The organism is Paenibacillus agri (assembly GCF_013359945.1).
Classification (GTDB): domain Bacteria; phylum Bacillota; class Bacilli; order Paenibacillales; family Paenibacillaceae; genus Paenibacillus_AQ; species Paenibacillus_AQ agri.
In genome coordinates, this window is the sequence record NZ_JABWCS010000221.1 from 173153 (window position 1) to 193407 (window position 20255).

Annotated in this window: 16 protein-coding genes; 13 read left to right on the forward strand and 3 right to left on the reverse strand. The window is 49.0% G+C overall.

Going from position 1 to position 20255, the window contains the following annotated elements; all coding sequences use genetic code 11:
• Window positions 1–96 precede the first annotated feature (96 nt).
• The 7 genes from HPT30_RS27515 to HPT30_RS27545 all read left to right on the forward strand — a co-directional run bounded on the left by HPT30_RS27515 (window position 97) and on the right by HPT30_RS27545 (window position 5466).
• Entirely contained in the window at window positions 97–708 is a 612-nt protein-coding gene (locus tag HPT30_RS27515) for a TetR/AcrR family transcriptional regulator (RefSeq protein WP_175374460.1), read from the forward strand.
• 86 nt (window positions 709–794) lie between these two features.
• Entirely contained in the window at window positions 795–1373 is a 579-nt protein-coding gene (locus HPT30_RS27520; protein ID WP_312876384.1) for a histidine phosphatase family protein, read from the forward strand.
• Between the two features lie 80 nt (window positions 1374–1453).
• Entirely contained in the window at window positions 1454–1636 is a 183-nt protein-coding gene (locus HPT30_RS31030; protein ID WP_376767075.1) for a GNAT family N-acetyltransferase, read from the forward strand.
• 378 nt (window positions 1637–2014) lie between these two features.
• Window positions 2015–3439 (forward strand): NAD-dependent malic enzyme, encoded by a 1425-nt coding sequence (locus HPT30_RS27530; RefSeq protein WP_175374462.1) that lies wholly within the window; start codon window positions 2015–2017, stop codon window positions 3437–3439.
• Window positions 3440–3913: 474 nt separating this feature from the next.
• Window positions 3914–4246: a hypothetical protein gene (locus HPT30_RS27535; protein WP_175374463.1), complete on the forward strand. Its 333-nt coding sequence runs from the start codon at window positions 3914–3916 to the stop codon at window positions 4244–4246.
• Between the two features lie 130 nt (window positions 4247–4376).
• Entirely contained in the window at window positions 4377–4814 is a 438-nt protein-coding gene (locus tag HPT30_RS27540; RefSeq protein WP_175374464.1) for a GNAT family N-acetyltransferase, read from the forward strand.
• Between the two features lie 160 nt (window positions 4815–4974).
• A complete protein-coding gene (locus tag HPT30_RS27545) occupies window positions 4975–5466 on the forward strand; it encodes a DinB family protein (RefSeq protein WP_175374465.1) in 492 nt (163 codons plus the stop codon).
• 42 nt (window positions 5467–5508) lie between these two features.
• Here HPT30_RS27545 and HPT30_RS27550 read toward each other — a convergent pair whose 3' ends face one another.
• Window positions 5509–7197: an ABC transporter substrate-binding protein gene (locus tag HPT30_RS27550; RefSeq protein ID WP_175374466.1), complete on the reverse strand. Its 1689-nt coding sequence runs from the start codon at window positions 7195–7197 to the stop codon at window positions 5509–5511.
• Between the two features lie 113 nt (window positions 7198–7310).
• Between HPT30_RS27550 and HPT30_RS27555 the strand changes: the two genes are divergently transcribed.
• The 5 genes from HPT30_RS27555 to HPT30_RS27575 all read left to right on the forward strand — a co-directional run bounded on the left by HPT30_RS27555 (window position 7311) and on the right by HPT30_RS27575 (window position 16251).
• Complete coding sequence (locus tag HPT30_RS27555; RefSeq protein WP_175374467.1) at window positions 7311–8825, forward strand: DUF4153 domain-containing protein; 1515 nt, start codon at window positions 7311–7313, stop codon at window positions 8823–8825.
• 74 nt (window positions 8826–8899) lie between these two features.
• Window positions 8900–9598: a Crp/Fnr family transcriptional regulator gene (locus HPT30_RS27560; protein ID WP_175374468.1), complete on the forward strand. Its 699-nt coding sequence runs from the start codon at window positions 8900–8902 to the stop codon at window positions 9596–9598.
• Between the two features lie 576 nt (window positions 9599–10174).
• Window positions 10175–14143, forward strand: coding sequence for a discoidin domain-containing protein (locus tag HPT30_RS27565; RefSeq protein ID WP_175374469.1), 3969 nt, complete (start codon window positions 10175–10177; stop codon window positions 14141–14143).
• A 188-nt stretch (window positions 14144–14331) separates the two neighbouring features.
• Window positions 14332–15252, forward strand: a complete 921-nt coding sequence (gene cysK, locus HPT30_RS27570) for a cysteine synthase A (RefSeq protein WP_175374470.1) — start codon at window positions 14332–14334, stop codon at window positions 15250–15252.
• A gap of 24 nt (window positions 15253–15276) precedes the next feature.
• Window positions 15277–16251: a hypothetical protein gene (locus tag HPT30_RS27575; RefSeq protein ID WP_175374471.1), complete on the forward strand. Its 975-nt coding sequence runs from the start codon at window positions 15277–15279 to the stop codon at window positions 16249–16251.
• Window positions 16252–16438: 187 nt separating this feature from the next.
• On the opposite strand, the gene HPT30_RS27580 is transcribed toward HPT30_RS27575, so the two are convergent.
• Window positions 16439–17026 carry a sugar O-acetyltransferase gene (locus HPT30_RS27580; protein WP_175374472.1) on the reverse strand — a complete coding sequence of 196 codons (588 nt, stop codon included), beginning with the start codon at window positions 17024–17026 and terminating at the stop codon, window positions 16439–16441.
• 248 nt (window positions 17027–17274) lie between these two features.
• On the reverse strand, window positions 17275–19023 hold the full coding sequence (locus HPT30_RS27585; RefSeq protein ID WP_175374473.1) for a glycoside hydrolase family 2 protein: 1749 nt from the start codon (window positions 19021–19023) through the stop codon (window positions 17275–17277).
• Window positions 19024–19212: 189 nt separating this feature from the next.
• Between HPT30_RS27585 and HPT30_RS27590 the strand changes: the two genes are divergently transcribed.
• Window positions 19213–20115: an ArsR/SmtB family transcription factor gene (locus HPT30_RS27590; protein WP_175374474.1), complete on the forward strand. Its 903-nt coding sequence runs from the start codon at window positions 19213–19215 to the stop codon at window positions 20113–20115.
• Window positions 20116–20255: the final 140 nt, after the last annotated feature.

Genomic DNA, 20255 nt, shown 5'->3' on the forward strand with positions numbered 1-20255 from the left:
TGAAATGTAAGACAGTTATATAATATTTATTCTGACCGGTCAACTTTTTTATGTCTGTGATATAATATGCATTATTACCCGTTTATTGGAGGTATTATGGTACGTTATAAGAAATCTGAGGAAAAACGCAAGCAAATCCTCTCCGCAGCCTTTCGGGCGTTGGCCGAATATGGATATGATGCCGTGACACTACAAGTGATAGCGGATCACGCCGAGGTGAGCAAGGGGGTAGTACATTACTATTTTGAGAATAAGGAAGCTGTCCTGACGGAGCTGCTGGAGTGGCTGACCGCCAAAATCTATGAAAAAGAACACGCAGCTGTTCAGCAACAGACGACGGCTACTGGTAAGCTGGAAGCGTACATCGATGCCGTGTTCGTTTCCCCGGAGAAGAATCGCTCCTTTTACCGGGTCTACCTGGATTTTCTGGCCCGGGCCAGCCGACTTCCTGTGTACCGTGAAATCAATCAGCGATTCTATGATAACTGTACCCGCATTAGCACAGAGGTGCTGTTGCTCGGTCAGAAGGAGGGGCTATACGCCGCCCATCTCTCCCCGGATACAACGGCTCCGGTTATCCGGGCTGTGATTGACGGTTGTCTGATTCAATGGCTAATGTCGGACCGGGATGATCTGCATGCTGTTTTTAAAAAATCCTGTTATGATGCGGTGTTCAATGTGCTTAGCAAGGGACCGGGACCCATTTGAGATTGGGGAGCTTTGCATACTGCACTCAAAGATCCAGGACAAGAAGCCATTGTTGAGCGGCTGCACGAACTTTATTGGGGAATGAGGTGGCAACGATAAGCGGAAATATGAAAATTGGACTGCTCAGACATTTTAAAGTTGATTTGCAGACAGAGAGAACATGGATGAGCGCGAAGCAATTCAATGCTTGGGTGGACGAATATAATGTGTGCGGCATACAAATGCCTCAGGCCGTAAATGTTCTTGATGGAGACTGGAGCCGATGCTTGTCGAGCAATCTATATCGAGCGGCTGAAACAGCCCAAACGATGTACACCGGAGAAATTGTTATAACGGACCAGCTCAGGGAGATCGATGTTCGTGCATTTACCAAACTCCCTATAAAGCTGCCTTTAAGCTGGTGGATGGTGATCGGAAGGCTAGCTTGGTATGGGTCACATCACTCTCAGCAAGAGAGCAGGAGAGAGACAATATTAAGAGCAAGCAGTGTCATTGATCAGCTGGAACAAGCTCAAAACGCAGCTACATTGCTCGTGACACACGGCGCGTTTATGAAGGTTCTCCGTAAGGAGTTGCTGCGGAGGGGATACCAGGGGGAATCATTTACTGTTCCGAAAAATGGTGGCTTGTACACGTTTGAGAAGTCTCTTACGTTGGGTAGATAGCGAGCATTATTATAGTTAAGCTCTCCTCATCTTCTGGTCAGTGGGCTCCGGGGATTGCGGCACTTGGTGCCAGGACCGAGATACTTAATATTGGTGTGAGCAAGAACCATCGAAGAAAATGGATCGGCAGTATCCTGTTGCAACATGCAGAAGAGGTAGTGAAGTCTTGCGGAGCCTGCTGCCTGCTTACTTTGCCGGAACAATCACCTGAGCTCATGTTTGAGCTTAGGAGGGAATTGAATAGCAGGAAAATATACCGTTAATTACTTCGTTTCACCTTATTTTTCGTGAATAAATGGAATTTATCCCGTTATTAACCTCTTTTATCCCGTAATACTCTAGTATTGAGGCGATTAACAGGAGTTTTTCCAGTTATTCTTTGATAAGAAGAGAATTTAAGAAAAATAACTGGAACTATTCCAGTTACTCCATTACTCTACAGGGTTGAAGGGAGACTTTCGATGCATTTGTCGCTTGGAGCGGGTTATACTGTGTCTTAATGTCGTTTCTTTTGGATATCCTGACAATGATCAGCCGATAGGCGGGGGATTGAAATTTCCATCTATTGTAATGGGAATCTATCTCCTATAGTATGAGAGTTGTACAGCGGAAGCAGAAATGGAGACAAGGGGGCAGAATGTATGTCGATAGCGACAACAATGATTATCCGACTGGAAATACGGAAATCGATTGCGTCTTTTGGTGATGTAGCATCCAGAATTGCTGAGGTGGGCGGTGATATTGTTGCGATTGACGTCATACGTGCGGGTAAGGATGTGACGACCCGTGATATTACGGTGAATGTACCGGATGCGGCGAACGGCGAGATTGTCGGTGTGTTATCGGACATGCCGGGTATCAAAGTAATCAACGTATCTGACCGGACTTTCCTGGCTCATCTTGGTGGTAAGATTGAGGTTACTCCGAAGATGCCGATCAAGAACCGGGAAGACCTGTCGCAGGTGTATACTCCGGGCGTAGCCCGTGTCAGCATGGCCATTCATGAAGATCCTAACAAAGCGTATTCCCTGACGATGAAAAGAAATACAGTAGCTGTTGTAACTGACGGCACTGCGGTGCTGGGACTTGGTGATATCGGACCGGAAGCGGCGATGCCGGTGATGGAAGGTAAGGCAATGCTGTTCAAGCAACTGGCGAATATCGATGCATTTCCACTGTGCTTGAATACGAAGGATCCGGATGAAATCGTGAAAATTGTGAAAGCGGTTGCTCCCGGATTTGGCGGGATCAATCTTGAGGATATAAGTTCACCGCGCTGTTTTGATATTGAGCGGAGGCTGGAGGAAGAGCTGGATATTCCTGTTTTTCATGATGACCAGCATGGCACAGCTGTTGTAGCTCTCGCCGGTCTGTTGAATGCGCTCAAGGTTGTGGACAAGGATATTGGAACTGCGCGCATTGTGGTGGTCGGTATTGGTGCGGCAGGTGTGTCCATCTGTAATCTGCTCCTGGCAGCGGGGGCCCGGAATATTTATGCGGTAGACCGGGAAGGCATTCTCTCGGCTAAAATACAATACAGCAACGCAGAGTGGAACAGGCTGGCTCAGCGTACGAATACCGAAGGGATTACCGGCGGCTTGCCGGAAGCGATCCGGGGCGCAGATGTGTTCATCGGGGTGGCTGGCGCCGGGATTTTGACTGTCGATCTGCTAAAAAGCATGGCTGAGGATAATATCGTTTTCGCAATGGCGAACCCTACGCCGGAGATTGAACCGGATCTGGCTGAACCGCATGTAAGGGTGCTGGCTACTGGACGAAGTGACTACCCGAACCAGATTAACAACGTGCTGTGCTTCCCGGGCATTTTCCGCGGGGCTTTAGATTGCAGAGCTAGGGCGGTTAATCTGGATATGAAGCTGGCCGCGGCTAAGGCCATTGCTTCTGTGGTGCAGCCGGACGAATTGAATGAGCATTATATCATTCCAAGTATTTTTAATGACAAGGTGGTGGAGTATGTTCGTTCAGCTGTGATTAAGGCGGCGATTGCAACGGATACAGCCCGCCGGATTCCCCCGGACTTCTCCGCAGAAACGAAGGAAGAGTAGCACTAGGGGCTTGAAATGAGAAGGGCAGCTGATTGGGCTGTCCTTCTTTGCTATGCACGTGGGACTTATATGCTGGCAGGAGAGGTTTCACGCAAGTGGCGAGTTCAGATTGAAATAAACAAGTTGATCTACGAGTTCTTGCTGCCTGGTAAAACCCAACGCTCTTGCAAGGCGAAATATCCATGAACCTCGTAACATCCTCATCCGCAAAATGTTTATATACCTCCTGCCTGTCGTCTAGTGTCAATAGTCTTAAGGTCAATCTGGCAGTTTGCAAGGATGGGAATTCAAAGTCAGACATCTTATCGGTCCTTTCGTTAGGAAAATAATAGTATTATCTAAGTTTAGTCCTGCGGACGATATAACTGGTAGGTAAAGTTCTTTTTGTTGTAAAATTATACTAATCGAACTAATCATACTTGGGCGATCTTGAGCCAGGCAGACAGTTACCTTAATCAAAAACAGGAGGTCTGGATGATGATGAAGGCACTACGTGTTTTGCTGATGGGGGCGGTAATCTTATTGCTTCTTGTATCCTGTAACTCGAAGACTTATAAGTATAATTATACGTTTAATGGTGAGGGGGAGCAGTGGGCAGCGGAGTATGTACAGAAAGCATCAACGACGTTGACCGACAAGAAAGGCGTGAGGCCGGAGTACAGTTCTTCGAATGAGCGCACCTTCCAGCTCAAGTACAAGGGCAAGCAAACCGATCTCGGTGATATAAAAGAGTTGAAATACAGCTACAAAGGGACTACCGGGGAGGTAGTAGCACTATTGAAGGTCCGGTTCACTTTGGTGATTTGAAATCAAGGTCTGTAAGTAACGGATCTATCGAGCAAGAGGACGCCGTAATTCAAGTTGAGGTTGAATGGGATGGACAGAAGGAGCAATTTGAACTGCAGGTTCCCAAAAAATAAATCGACGGAGGACAATCATGGTTATTCTTAAGGAAATTGAAGCGGACCAACTGGACGCATTAAACGATTTGTATCATGAACTGGTGGAGAGAGCGGCAGAGCGGAGTAAGCTTGAGGAAGTTTTTAAGCTGGTGAAGGCTGATAACCGGTATATTCTGCTGGGTGCTTTTATAGATGGAGAGCTGTTAGGGTCAGTAATGGGTATTCTGTGTTACGACCTTGTAGGGGATTGTCGACCGTTTATGGTGATTGAGAATGTTGTGGTCTCATCGCGTGCGCGCCGGCAAGGCGTTGGCAAGAAGCCAATGGTGCGGATAGAGGAAATAGCCCGCGAACGGGACTGCTATTACATGATTCTGGTCTCAGGCGAACAGCGGAAGGAAGCACATATATTCTATGAAACGCTGGGCTTCCGCGATGAGAAGGTAGAGGGTTACAGGAAGCATTTAAGCTAGGGGCTAACCAGAGTGGCTGCATAAGAGCCTTATGTGGTATGGGATGAGGAGAGAGTAAGGAGAACGTACGCGGGATCGATTTTTTAAAGCTATCTTTTCCATACTGCGAGAACTCCCGCCATATTATACTCAGAATATTACTATCATGGAGGCGTATAATTTGGAGACTTTATTTCGTTATAACTGGATGGTTCGCGAGCAGTGGTACCGGTGGTGTGAGGATGTGCCGGAGCAAGAGCTTCTCAAAGTACGGACAGGCGGAGTAGGAAGCATTCTGAAGACGCTATTCCATGTTGCTGATGTCGAGTGGAGCTGGATTCAGTCCATTCAGGGCAAGCCGGATTTTCTGGAGGATTTCAATTTGTATCAAAGCCTGGCACAGGTGAGGGCGCTGGATGCACGTTTCCGGCATGATGTAGAGGGATTCGTATTAGATTGGCGGGAAGAGCTGGAACGGAAAATGTTTGATGATCTGCTGCCGGATGGGCGGGTGCGCTCTCTGGCTTGGGGTGAGGTGCTCCGGCATGTGATTGCTCACGAGATTCATCATATGGGACAGCTATCCGTATGGGCCAGGGAGATCGGCAAGGCGCCGGTGTCGGCTAACCTGATAGAAAAAGGGTTGGTATTTAGTCTGCCTGGCAGGGAATAGACCGCTATACTTAACCATTGAAGAAGCCTGGTAACTGTGAAGTTACCGGGCTTTCAAGTCTTCCGGAGGAAACCAGATATGACGCAGATCTACCCAGCCTTGGCTGTTGAAGGTGACGCCGCGAACCGAAGGGAGGTAGGCGGTTTGGGTCGGTTTTTCATATAAAATATGCAGATGATGCTCGTCCGTCAGACGCTTCTCAATCCGCTGAAAGATCTCGGCCCTGACGTGCGGATCGGGTTCGCGGGAGATTCTGTGAAGCATACCTTCGATGTCGCCTCGCGTGTGTGCGTCCAGATGCCGCGACAAGGTCTGGTAAAGGTCGAACAGCCGCAGCTGCTCATCCTGATCACGGAATAGGGAGAAGACAATGAGATCTGATTCCAGGCGGATCGACCCTTTGAATTCCTCCGGGGAGACGGTGACGACCCTGCAGGAATAGCCGGCTGCAGTCAGTTTGAGTGCAATATCCTCTGCATCGCCCCCATATTGGGGGATAGTAGCAATCTGCAGTGGGCCCACGTGGGGGGCGGAAACTTCCGGGATATTGCCAGCAGCTGCCCCTTGCAAACAGGAGATCAGATGACCACGGACCAATGGATCACTCAGCGGTCCTTTTTTGTGTGTATTGCAGGTCACGAATTTGCGCGTGGAGGACTCGGAGTGCATGCGGCTCCAGCTGGAAGACTCGGGGGCGGATGGGTTCTGGATTACATGGAACGCAGCACCGGAATCGGCAGAGGATGCATCAATCTCCCAAGGCACATAGATGATCTCTACACGATCCAGGTGGGCCCGTCCCTGAAAATAATACGGGAACACTTCCAGCACACATAGATGCTCATGCATCTCAGTGACCTTAAACGGTCCTGTCCCGGCAGGCTGACGTCCCAGATCTGTACCACGCCCGCCTTCCCAGTCCCGGGGCACAATTGCCGCACGGCTGGTGCACAGGAAGGGCAGGAAGAGCTCGTTGGGCTTCTTGAGCTGTATCTGAACAGTCGTCGGACTAAGGGCGGTAACCGATTGGATTTCTTTGAAAATATAACTGTAGAGCGTTCGCTGTGAAGTTTGCATCAGCCGCTCAAAGGAATAGACGACATCCTCGGCACCCAGCACCTTGCCGTGATGGAACAGGACCTCTTTACGCAGAAAGAAAGTCCATGTCGTCCGGCTCTCATCGGCCTCCCAGGCATGGGCAAGCCCCGGTCCGATCACGTTCTGTTCCCCGCTCTGACGCAGCAGACCATCAAATACATGGCTGGACACAAAAGACTCTGCCAGCAAATTCATATACAGCGGATCAAAGGTATGCAGTTGTTGTGTGACAGGCAGCCGCAAAGTATCAATCTGCTTGTCGCTGCGCATCTCGGAGTGATGGCCGAAATAGGCGAGCAGCCAGCCCTGAAGGGTGTCCTGAAGCGACGAGGACCGGGCGTGATCCCGAATACCCTCGATGGAACTGAGGATATCCTTGCGGCTGATTGCCTGCTTCATCGATTGCAGGGCAATCTCCTCGGAAGGCAGAAGAAAGCGCAGCGTGGAGCGCCGCCCCCGTCCGCGGCTGGATGTCCAGACGATCCAGCTCTGCTGGACCATTTTATTCACGACATGCAGGGCGTTACGGTGGGTGCAGCCCAAGGTCTGTGCCAGCTCGTCCAGGGTGACGGTTACTTCGGCGGCGCTCCCATAGCGGGAATGCAGCTTCAAATATTGGCTATGCAGCTTCACGAGAGAGGGTCCTCCTTGGAAAATAAGAAATAATAATTTCGATTTTTCTATTTATCTTCTTATTTTAACATTTAAAATAAGGATTAGATAGTAATAAACTGGAGGTATTTACCATGTCTGAAAACGAAGTAAGGCGGATCCGCCCTCTTGTCGTATTGGGTGCTGCATTTTTGCTGGCTATCATTCACCAGTATCTGTTCTTTGGCGCGCAACCTGGCATATCTTATCCGATCTTTGTGACCTTGTTTTACGTCTTTATACTGTACTATGCCCGGGAGCAAAGGCGTCCGTTCTCATGGTTCAGCTACTTATGGCTTGCTGCCATCGGTTTGCTCTCGCTAACGTATGTGTTGTTTCAGGATATGTTCTTCTTCGGCTTCAATTTGCTGGTTATCCCGATTCTGATTCTTTTACATATGACGTATATGCTGGGAGCAGACAGACTCTCCTGGGGCGAGGGAAAGCTGATTGTCAAGACGCTGGAACATTTTCTCCCGCAGAACTTTCGGCATTGGGCTACAGCCTTTGCCCAGTTGCGCAGCAAACAGGGTGGCAAAATCAAGGATGAGCGTAAGCAGGTTCTGATTAAGGTGTTGATTGGTTTGACCATTTCATGTCCGATCCTGCTGGTTGTAGTCTCGCTGCTTTCTTCTGCAGACGGCGTTTTCCTTCATCTGGTGCAGGAGTTTCCCAATATTTTAGGTAACTTGTCTCTGGGCGAGGGTTTTGTACGGGTGATGTGGGTACTGTTGTTCGGACTTGGCTTTTTCGGCTTTGTCTGGGGCTTTGTTGATCCCAAGGATTACAGCTGGAATGCCCGGAATCCTGCACTAAAGCAGCTAAATATGGAGACACCGGAACTACCGGTGTTCAGAATCGATCCTGTGATCATGGCAACGATTCTCATTTCGATTAATATGGTTTACGTGCTGTTTGTGTTCGTGCAGTTCTCCTATTTGTTCGGTGCGTGGGAGGGAATTCTGCCAACGGGCAGCACGTATGCTGACTATGCACGGAGCGGTTTTTTCGAGTTAGTGATGGTGACAGGAATCAATTTCATTCTGCTTATGTTATGCCTTCTGCCTTCAGGTGAAGGACAAGGTCTGCTGAGAAGAATCACCCGTGTCCTGCTATACATCTTGGTAGCTTGTTCTGGTGTTATGCTGTATTCCGCCTTTACCCGGCTGTCGTTATATGAGGAAGCATACGGATATACCTACACGCGTTTTCTGGTGCATGCGTTTATGATTTTCCTGGGTCTTCTGCTTGGCCTGGCAGCGCTGCGGATTGGAAGCAAGAAGATTTCTCTGGCAAAATGTTATATCGTGCTTGGTCTGGTATCGTACGTCGTGATGAACTATATCTGCCTGGACGTAATCGTCGCGAACAAGAATATTGAACGGTATGTCACTAGTGGCAAACTGGATGCCGATTATTTGTTTACATTATCGCCGCAAGCGATTCCGACTCTAATTGATTTCAGCCGTAGTCAGAATGGGATTCTGGACAATGGTTTGCGCAGGGAATGGGAAGTCAGCCAGTCGAGCGAAAAATGGCAGTCGTTTAATGTATCACGCTACAGGGCAGAACATGAACTGAAAGAGTATTTTAAGGCAGAGACGAAATAAATCGCCAAAAAGGACATATGTCCTTTTTTTGCGGGGCATTCTACATTACACTGAAGCATCGGAGGGATTGGCGAATGCAAATGATATATGACCGGGAGGCTGTTCGCCATCTGGCGGAAAAAAACGGTCTTGACGAAATTTTTGGCGGTCCGATGATCGAGTCTATGGAGCTGCGGCTGTACGGGGATGGCGAGGCGGTCTGCTCGGTTGGAGATAAGCTGGAATATCTGTTCATCCTGGTACAGGGTAACCTTAAGATTCACACGCTGCTGCCTAACGGGAAGTCAATGCTGGTACGTTTCGCGCGGCCGATGTCGATTATCGGGGATGTAGAGCTGCTGAGGGAGTATCCCGTGAAGAACCAGGTGGAATCGGTGGGAGACAGCCTCATCCTGCTTGCCGGCCGGAGACGGCTGCTGAAGGAAATGGAGCATAATGCGGTGCTGCTGCGTTTTCTATACGGAGAACTGAGCCACAAGCTCTATACGCTGGGACAGACTTCTGCGCTGAATCTCTTGTATCCGGTCGAGAACCGGTTCGCGAGCTATCTGCTGTCTCTGCTCACGGACAGTGAGGGGATACGATACGTAGATGAGATTCGCACCTCCACGTTGACAGAAACAGCGGAGCTGCTCGGTACCAGCTACCGGCATCTGAACCGGATTGTTCGTAAATTTATAGAACAGGGCATCATCGAACGTAAGCATGGCCGCCTAAGTATTCTGGATGAGGGAAAGTTAGCTGAGCTGGCGAGCGGCAGTCTGTACGAATAGAGTGGCACAAATGCTATCAGAGATCGCTTTAAATCAGGCTACGGCCGGAAGAAGCGGTCTTTTTGCTTTTTCTACACGAAAAGGGTCAGTCTTTTGGAATAAGACTATTGGCATATTTTATCGAAATCGTAAGATACCACACACAAATCATAGAAATTGCCATCGACTGGAAGATTACTGTATCTTATATTATTACCATTATTAGTTAGTTTATAGTCATCCTCCGATGTTCGATCTTCTTATATTGCGTGTTGAGTTGCAGTTATGCATATTTACGCAAGCAAGGGGATCGTTCTTTTTTATGCGAAGATGCGGCTATACTGCGTCTAAGAGGATCACTATCGGCTTTCTACTAGTAAAGAATGCTGCTTCATAAGGATTTCTCTACGATTTCAGTATCCTGGAGGAGGCGGTAGATGACTTAAAGATCAGTTTTGAAAGCGTATACGGAATGGAAGTTTGCAAGATTTAGAGTCTGGGCATCCAAGACGTGTTTCTTTTCGAAAAGGTGCGTGTAGTCCAGAAGGTTGCAGAGGGTTCAAGCTTCACCATAAAAAATATGGAGGTTGGCTGTTCATGATAACAGGTCGCAAAGCTTCAACGGGAAGGTCAGTCCTGATGTACTGCCTGATTGCTGCATTATTTGTAGGCCAGTTAGCCTTTTTCCCGTCTGTGAGTTCAGCAGCCGGAAATTTGGCCCAAGGTAAGACGATTACAGCTAGCTCTGTTGGTGATGTATATGTGGCTTCCAACGCCAATGATAGTAACCAGGGAACGTATTGGGAGAGCAGCAGCAATGCTTTTCCGCAGTGGCTTAAAGTGGATCTGGGTGAAGCCAGCAATGTCAACCAAGTTGTGCTGAAGCTGCCGTCCAATTGGGGGGCAAGAAATCAGACACTGTCTGTAGAGGGAAGCAGCAACGATTCCAGTTACAGCAATCTGGCATCTTCCAGCAGCTATGCTTTTAATCCATCCAATGGCAATACGGTGACCATCAATTTTACAGCGGCAAGCGTAAGATATGTGCGACTGAATATTACTGCTAATACAGGCTGGGCGGCCGCACAAATCTCCGAATTTGAAGTCTACGGTACGACTGTAACACCTTCTGGAGCGTATGAAGCCGAAGCGGCTGCGCTGTCCGGCGGTGCGAAGGTGAACACCGATCACACTGGTTACACTGGGTCAGGATTTGTAGATGGATACCTGACGCAAGGGGCCTCAACTACCTTCACAGTGAACGTTCCTACAGCCGGCAGCTATGACGCATCGTTGCGTTATGCCAATGCTAGCGGAGGTACCAAGACCATCAGCGTGTACGTCAACGGAACAAAGGTGAAGCAGACTTCTTTGCCGAATCTGGCCAACTGGGACACTTGGTCCACCAAGGTAGAGACACTGGCCTTGAATGCCGGAACTAACACGATTGCGTATAAGTATGATGCCGGGGACACTGGCAATGTAAATCTGGACAACCTTAATCTCACACCGGGCGTGGCGCCGACTGTAGCACCAACACCGTCCCCAACTGTAGCGCCAACACCGTCTCCGACAGTGGCACCAACGCCGTCTCCGACAGTAGCGCCAACACCGTCTCCGACAGTGGCACCAACGCCGTCTCCGACAGTAGCGCCAACACCGTCTCCGACAGTAGCGCCAACACCATCACCGACTGTAGCGCCAACGCCGTCTCCGACAGTAGCGCCAACACCGTCGCCGACCGTAACACCAACACCGACGACCGGACCAGGGTCCAATCTGGCGCTGAACAAACCGGTCACCGCTTCCTCTTCTGTATTTACTTTCGTAGCCACCAATGCCAATGACGGGGATCTGAATACTTACTGGGAAGGTGCAGGCGGAAGCTATCCGAATACGCTTAGTGTGAATTTGGGCGCGAATGCCAACCTTAGCTCCGTTGTATTGAAATTGAATCCATCTTCGGCCTGGTCTACGCGCACACAAACGATTCAGGTTCTTGGAAGGGACCAGAACGGCACTACGTTCTCCAGTCTTGTACCGGCAACCGTCTATACTTTTAATCCGGCCACTGGCAATTCAGTGACCATACCGGTCAATGCTACTGCCAGCGAAGTTCAACTCAGAATTACGACAAATTCCGGCTCCAGTGCTGGGCAAATTGCTGAATTCCAAATCTTCGGCACGCCAGCTCCTAATCCGGATTTGACGATTACCGGGATATCCTGGTCTCCGGCAGCACCGATAGAGACGAATGCCATCACACTTAATGCTATTGTGAAAAATATCGGTACGGCTGCGTCTGGAGCCACGAATGTTAACTTCTACCTCGGTACGACGCTTGTCGGTACTGCCCCGGTTGGAGCCATTGCTGCAGGAGCTTCCACCAATGTCTCTGTGAACATCGGAGCCAAGGATGCAGCAGCTTATGCAGTAACTGCCAAGGTGGATGAGAATAACAGCATTGTTGAGCTGGACAAATCCAACAACAGCTACACTAATCCGTCGCAGTTGACAGTTGCGGCAGTATCCAGCTCCGACCTGATTGCGGATTCCGTCAGCTGGTCGCCGAGCAACCCATCGCCAGGCAGCACGGTAAACTTCACGATTACGATCAAGAATCAGGGCACGGCAGCTTCTGCGTCAGGGGCTCATGCTGTTACCCTGACGATTACCGATGCCACAACCAATGCAGTAGTGAAGACCCTGAGCGGTTCTTACAATGGCGTGATTGCGAGCGGACAAACGACAGCCCCAATCAGTCTTGGTTCTTGGACAGCCGGCAACGGCAAGTACAACATCAAGAGCGAGATTGCAGTTGATGCCAATGAGCTTCCTGTAAAACAGGGCAACAACATCCAGAATCAATCTCTCTTCGTAGGCCGTGGTGCCAATATGCCTTACGATATGTACGAAGCTGAGGATGCTGTCATTGGCGGCGGTGCCGTCAAGCTTGCACCGAACCGCAACGTCGGCGATCTTGCCGGTGAAGCTTCCGGCCGCAGAGCAGTAACCCTGAATACCACAGGCAGCTACGTGGAATTCACCACCAAAGCCAGCACGAACACGCTGGTGACCCGTTTCTCCATTCCGGATTCCCCGAGTGGTGGCGGAACAGATGCTACACTTAACATTTATGTAAACGGTGTCTTCACCAAGGCGATCAATCTGACTTCCAAGTATGCCTGGTTGTATGGCTCGGAGACTAACCCGGGCAACACGCCAAGCGCAGGTTCACCGCGTCATATCTATGACGAAGCCAATATCATGTTCGACAGCACCATCCCGGCGGGAAGCAAGATTCGCCTGCAAAAGGATGCTGCCAATACGTCACAATATGCCATCGACTTTATCAACCTGGAGCAAGTGTCGCCAATTCCAAATCCTGACCCGGCCAAATATGTAGTGCCTACCGGATTTACTCATCAGGATGTGCAGAACGCACTGGATAAATTCCGCATGGATACTACCGGCAACCTCGTCGGTGTCTACCTGCCTGCCGGTACGTATGAGACTTCTAACAAGTTCCAGGTATACGGCAAGCCTGTAAAAATCATTGGCGCAGGACCATGGTATACACGTTTCGTGGCCCCAGCCAATCAAAGCAATACAGATATCGGATTTAGAGCTACTGATACGGCGAACGGCTCTACTTTTGCCAATTTCGCTTACTTCGGTAACTATACTTCCCGTATCGACGGTCCGGGTAAAGTCTTTGATTTCGCCAATGTGGCCAACATCACCATCGACAACATCTGGACCGAGCATCAGGTCTGCATGTACTGGGGTGCTAATACGGACTACATGGTCATCAAGAATTCCCGTATCCGTAACACTTTTGCCGACGGTATCAATATGACTAACGGCAGTACGAACAATCTGGTCTCCAACATTGAAGCACGCGCCACCGGGGATGACAGCTTCGCCTTGTTCTCGGCCATCGATGCGGGCGGATCTGATATGAAGGACAATGTGTATGAGAATCTGACTTCACTCCTGACCTGGCGTGCAGCTGGACTTGCGGTGTACGGCGGTTATGCCAATACGTTCCGCAACATCTACATCGCTGATACGCTGGTATACTCCGGAGTTACGATCAGTTCGCTTGACTTTGGATATCCGATGAATGGTTTCGGAGCTTCTCCAACCACGAATTTCCAGAACATTACGATTGAGCGGGCGGGCGGACATTTCTGGGGCGCACAGACCTTCCCGGCTATCTGGGTATTCTCGGCCTCCAAGGTGTTCCAGGGAATCCGGGTCAGCGATGTAGATATCATTGATCCAACATACCACGGCATTATGTTCCAGACGAACTATGTCGGCAATACACCGCAGTTCCCGGTAAAAGACACCATCTTCAACAACATCACGATCTCCGGTGCGAAAAAGAGCGGTGACGCGTTTGACGCAAAATCCGGCGTTGGTATCTGGGTGAATGAATCCGCTGAGCCGGGTCAAGGTCCGGCAGTTGGTTCAGTGACCTTCAACAACCTGAAGATTACGAATACCGTAACACCAATCAAGAACAACACCTCGACATTCACCATTAATGTAAATCCGTAAAGGTTCATGATTTGACCGGTTAAGCAGCCGGTTGCAACAAGCCGTCTTCCGCTTTTACAGGGGAGCGGCTTTTTGTCGTGAGGCCATTTCGTAGATGTTTTTGGATTCGACAGTAGCCTTATTCACAGTTACAATGTAGGAATAGCATGTTTAGGAAAAGAAATGAAATGGAATGAGGAGGCTGCACCATGTCCCCAAAAATAGTCAATAATATCACCGAGCTGATCGGGAATACGCCAGTTGTGCGTCTGAACCGTCTTACTGGTCCCGGGGATGCGGAAGTTTATGTCAAGCTGGAAATGTACAATCCCAGCGGAAGTGTCAAGGACCGGGCAGCATACAATCTGATTTTGCAAGCAGAGCAAGAAGGGCTGTTGAAGCCCGGCGGAACAATTATTGAGCCGACCAGCGGAAATACAGGCATTGGGCTCGCTATGAATGCAGCCGCGAAGGGCTATAAGGCCATTCTGATTATGCCGGACAACATGACCAAGGAACGTATTAATATTCTAAAAGCCTACGGTGCTGATGTTGTGCTGACTCCCGCTGCGGATCGTATGCCGGGTGCCATCGCTAAAGCGTTGGAGCTTGGCCGAAGTATAGAGAACAGCTTCATTCCACAGCAATTTGAGAATAAGGCTAATCCCGATATTCACCGGATCACAACAGCGCCGGAAATTCTGGAGCAGATGGAAGGGCGACTGGATGTGTTCGTAGCTACTTCAGGTACAGGCGGAACGATCACCGGTACTGGGGAAGTGCTGCGCCGGAAACTCCCGGATATCCGTATTCTTGTGGTGGAACCACAGGGCTCTCCGGTATTGTCGGGCGGAACCCCGGGTCCGCATAAGCTAGTGGGCACCAGTCCTGGCTTTGTTCCTGCGATTCTCAATACTGAGGTGTACGATGAAATTGTGCAGGTGGCGGATGAAGATGCTCTGGATATCGTAAGATCACTGGCGGCACAAGAAGGTATTCTAATCGGACCGTCCGGCGGCGCGGCAGTATGGACTGCTCTGCGGGAGGCCCGGCGGCTCGGCCCAGGCAAGCGGGTGCTGTGTATTGCTCCGGATACCGGTGAGCGTTACTTGAGCATGGGGATTTTCTAATCCACTAACGGCGGAGGTACAGGAATGAAGAAATATGCGGGGATGACCGTGACTGCTGTGCTGACTATGATACTGGCTGGATGCTCTGTTGTGGATCATACAGGGAATACGCAGAGCGGTGGGAACGCTGCTCCGCAAGCGTCCTCGAGTCCAGCCGCTGCAGAGACAGCTTCGCCGGAGCCTGTGGCAGAGGCTTCCCCGACTGCGGAGAACGCCGAAGCGGCAGAGGTTCTGGACACTGGGAAGTTGTCCGAGAATTTCGGGTTTGCCGATGCGGAGGGGAAGCAGATTCTGGTTACCGCACAGGAAGAGGGACAGGACAAGGCGCTATCACTGCTGGATCGGGCTATCGGCAACAACGGACAAGTGCTGACCGTGAAGTTCGTGAAATGGCAGCCCGGCAGTGAGGAGGGGACTGGACGGGAGATGGCGCATAACTTTGCGCATTTGCCAGGATACATCTTCACAGTCGAAGAAGGAAGCGCCGTCCCCGATGCTACCTATTATTTGACCACGGAAGTAGATTTCAACGCTAAGTCTCTACTAGACGTTAAGCCAGCCAATGAAGATTTGGCGAACCCTCCGGTAGTGGGTGAAGACGTGCGGAAGGCGATCGCTGCGGTCAAGAAGCGGGAGATTCAGAGCATCGGGAAGATTGCCGATCTGTCCCCGGACCGCGAGCTATATGTTGTCCAGTTTGTGCGGCAGGATAAGGATATGCTGTTCAGTCTTGTGCTGAAAGAAGGAGAATCCCTTGCCTTTATGGACTATCCCGCGGTTGTTCAGGATGACGATTACTCCGTATGGCGGGTGGATGATGGGGGAGAGGTATCTCCCGGCATGTTCTCGGTACTGTTTGCCGCCCAAAAAGCGGACGGTGTCCTGCTCGGGATCAACTGGTGGGGCGCAGAAGGGGTTAATACTTTTTTTCTGAATCAGCATGAAGCGACGTTTAAGGAACTGGACATTCAATATGGGCGTTATACCTCTCCTTTATAGAAGTGCTCAGAACGTTACATAATCCGCTAAACCAAGTGCACTGGATCGAACAGAACTCGTCTAAAAATAATAAGCTCCCCTAACAGCAGGCAGGTTTAAATAATAACCTGTAGCTGAGGGGAGCTTTTTTATGATCCTATGTTTGGAACTCTAGCATGTGTTAGCGGATATGTATGGTTAACAGGCTCTAACTTTTCCAATATTTTGTCTTATCTTCTTCAGTGATGGCTCTAATCACTTTGCATGGATTCCCCGCAGCAATCACCCCGGATGGGATATCGCGGTTGATCACACTGCCTGCTCCGATAACGCAGTTATCCCCGATGGTCACTCCTGGCAAAACAACGACATTACCACCAAACCATACATTGTTGCCAACGGTAATCGGGTAGGCGTATTCCAAGCCTTGGTTACGTTGCTGGGCATCCAATGGATGACCAGCGGTGTAAAAGCCACAGTTTGGAGCAATAAATACATTATCTCCAAACGTTACTTTGGCACAATCTAAAATGACGCAATTATGATTAGCGTAGAAATTTTCACCAAGCTCGATATTATATCCGTAATCACACCAGAACGGCTGCTCAATGTGGAAGTTCTTGCCGGCTTTTCCGACCAATTGTTTAATTACTGCTTTACGTTCATTTATGCTAGAAGGACGTAATTGATTGTAATCGTGACAGAGATCCTTAGCATATGTTCTTTCTCTAATAAGTAAGGGATCATTGTTGTTATCATATAGCAATCCTTTGCGTGCTTTCTCTTTTTCGTTCATGTTTATTTCCTCCCGCTTCCAAGATCAATCTATATGATGATACCTACAATTTCCCATACAAGCAAGTAAATAAGGCACTGCATTACCTACTCAAACTGCTTGTCTCTCAGATAATCTAAATACCGTACAGCCACCCTGATACTACAATAGATTCGAGGTGATTCCAATGTTATGTAACTGAGGGGTAACGTCATAGAAGCTGGAGAAAGCCATTAATGGACTTTCTCCAGCTTCTATTGTGACCGTTGCTATTCCTCTATTGCCGCTTTTTTCGTATTAATTGCGCGAATGATCTCAGGATCTAGTTTGGGTGTTCTGTCGTAAGTATATAAGCCGTTGACTTCCAGCTCCACATCATACAGCTGTGTGTAACAGAAACCGAACATGCTGTGGTTATCGAGCAATGTGGTGGTGAGGCCGTCGTAGCGAGCTATGAATTCATCAAGACTCTGCGGGCGCTCCCCATAGCCCCAGGAGTCCTGATCCAGCTGACCAGGATTCCACCAGATCCCGCCGTATTCGCTGACGAAATAAGGCTGTCCTTCATACTTTTGGCGCTCGGGGAATGTGTTGAACACTTCGCCACCCTCGGCCATAGGGGCGTAACGGGCCCGGAATGATTCCGTATTCTGATCGTAGTCGTGCACATCAAATATATCAGTCACAACGTGGAAATTGCCGCTCGTATCGATTACCGGCCGGGTTGGATCGATCGCTTTCGTGGTTTCGTACACAATTCGAAGTACCTCGTTATCCTGACGTGCGCCGTTACGGGAATCCCATGTCTCATTGAATGGACACCAGCCGATCACACTCGGGTGGTTAAAGTCGCGCTCAATCCCCTCAATCCATTCCGGCAGAAATTGCGATAGTCCTTGGGCGGTAGATATATTCAAACCCCAGTTAGCATGCTCGCCCCAGACTAGGTATCCTAGCTTATCGGCCCAATACAAGAATCGGGGCTCGAACATTTTCTCATGGAGTCTTGCACCATTAAACCCAAGCCCCAGCGATATTTCAATATCACGCTTCAAATCATCATCGGTTGGAGCCGTATATATACCTTCCGGATAGAAGCCTTGGTCGAGAACAAGTCGCTGAAAGACTGATTTTCCGTTAATTCGGACAGCCATACCATCAAGCTGGATGGTACGAAGGCCAAAATAGGAGACGGCTGAATCGATTATCGTGTCACCGCTGACTATTTTTATATTCAAATCATACAAGTTGGGTGAACCCGCTTGCCAAAGATGAGTCTCGGATAAAGGAAGCGTCAACTTAGTAGAGGAACCACCACAGATCACAGATACAGCGCCAACTGTTTTTTTCTCGTAGAAAGCCTCACAAGTAAATTGCAACCCGTTCACCGCGCCATTAAATTTGGCTTCCAAATGAATGCAAGCGTTCTCAGTGTCAGGCGTTATACGGAAGGAAGAGATATAAGTATCGGGTACGGATTCGAGCCATACGGTCTGCCAAATTCCGGTTGTCCGCGTATATTCGCAACCATGGGAATGATAGGCGGTGGATTGTTTACCACAGGGCTGTAGACCGGACCTATTATCGTCCTGAGCATATACGGTGATGATATTATCACCTTGCTTCAAGGCATTTGTGATATCGAACGAGAATGACGAGTAACCCCCGCGGTGTGTTCCGACAAACTGCTCGTTAACCCAAACCTCGGTTTCGTAATCGACAGCCCCGAAATGAAGCAGCGTTTTACGGCCCAACCATGCTTCAGGTGTCGTGAAGCTCCGCTTGTACCAGACAGCATTCATAAAATCAGTGTGGCCTATACCGGATAGTTTGCTTTCAGGGCAGAAGGGTACAAGGATCGATTGCTTCAACTGGATATCATCCTTCTGTAAACCACGAGCCTTTCCGCTACACCCTTGATCCATCTCAAACTGCCATTCTCCATTTAAATTCATCCACTGTTCTCGAACAAACTGAGGTCTTGGATATTCCGGGCGTGGCAACTTATTTGCTGACATAATCATTCTCCTTTTAATTAATTTAAAAGTTAATTGATTAACAAATAATGATGACTCTCCATCATAATAATGTCGCTATTTCTATCTGTCAAGTCATTATTCTCTCTGCAATCTGAAGGTGAAGTAGTTGATTGGTTAACATTTAGGTTATATAATTGATAAAAGACTTAGAAGAAGAGAGGCATCATCATGCAATCGATCGAAGTGAACAGCAGTAACTTGGCATTTCTGGAATGTTTATCGTCGGGTACCCGGATTAGAATCATTGAGTTATTGAATGACAGACCGATGAATATTGGAGAATTGGCTGAGGCCATCGACGTTTCTTCCGCCATTATTACGAAACATATTCAGAAGATGGAGCGTGCGGGGATTATCTCATGCGAGACCAGTGTCGGTAAGCGGGGAATGCAGAAGTTGTGTTCACTTCAGATGGATTCCATTAACCTTCAATTCAGAGTCAGTAAGCCGCAACCTAAGAAAAGCTACAACGTCTCAATGCCAGTTGGCCAATATGCAGCCTTTGAAGTGAATCCAACCTGCGGACTGGCCTCCGAGTTGAAAATGATCGGCATGGTCGACGATCCGCGCTATTTTGCCGATCCCGAACATGTTCAGGCGAAGCATCTCTGGTTTGGTAGCGGGTGGATCGAGTATCGTATCCCCAATTTCCTGCTGAGTAATCAACTGCTCAAACGTCTGGAAATATCACTTGAGATATGTTCAGAAGCGCCGGGCTTTAACGAACAGTGGCCTTCAGATATTAGTTTTTTCATCAATGGAATCGAAGTAGGAATGTGGACGTCACCGGGGGATTTTGGCAGCAAGCCTGGTATATTTACTCCCGACTGGTGGCATCATGGTACGCAATATGGTCTACTTAAGACGCTGGTTGTAATGGAAGAGGGCACTTACATGGATGGTGTCCGGATATCTGATGTGACAACATCAATGCTCGGCATCAACTTTAGCAAAGAGGTAACGCTGCGGATAGCTTCGCCGACAAGTGCAGAAAACTGCGGAGGAGTTACGTTATTTGGTAAAGGGTTTGGAAATTACGACCAGGATATAGAGGTCAATATGTATTATTGATTGTTTCAATGTCTATTCATTTATATTATGCTTAATTAAAACACTTTTGATAATAGCTAAAAGAGGTGTGTGAAATTAGTCAGATCACGAACAATTCGATTCGCGTTAAAAAAATCAACCAGGAACTGATCAAGCAAGCT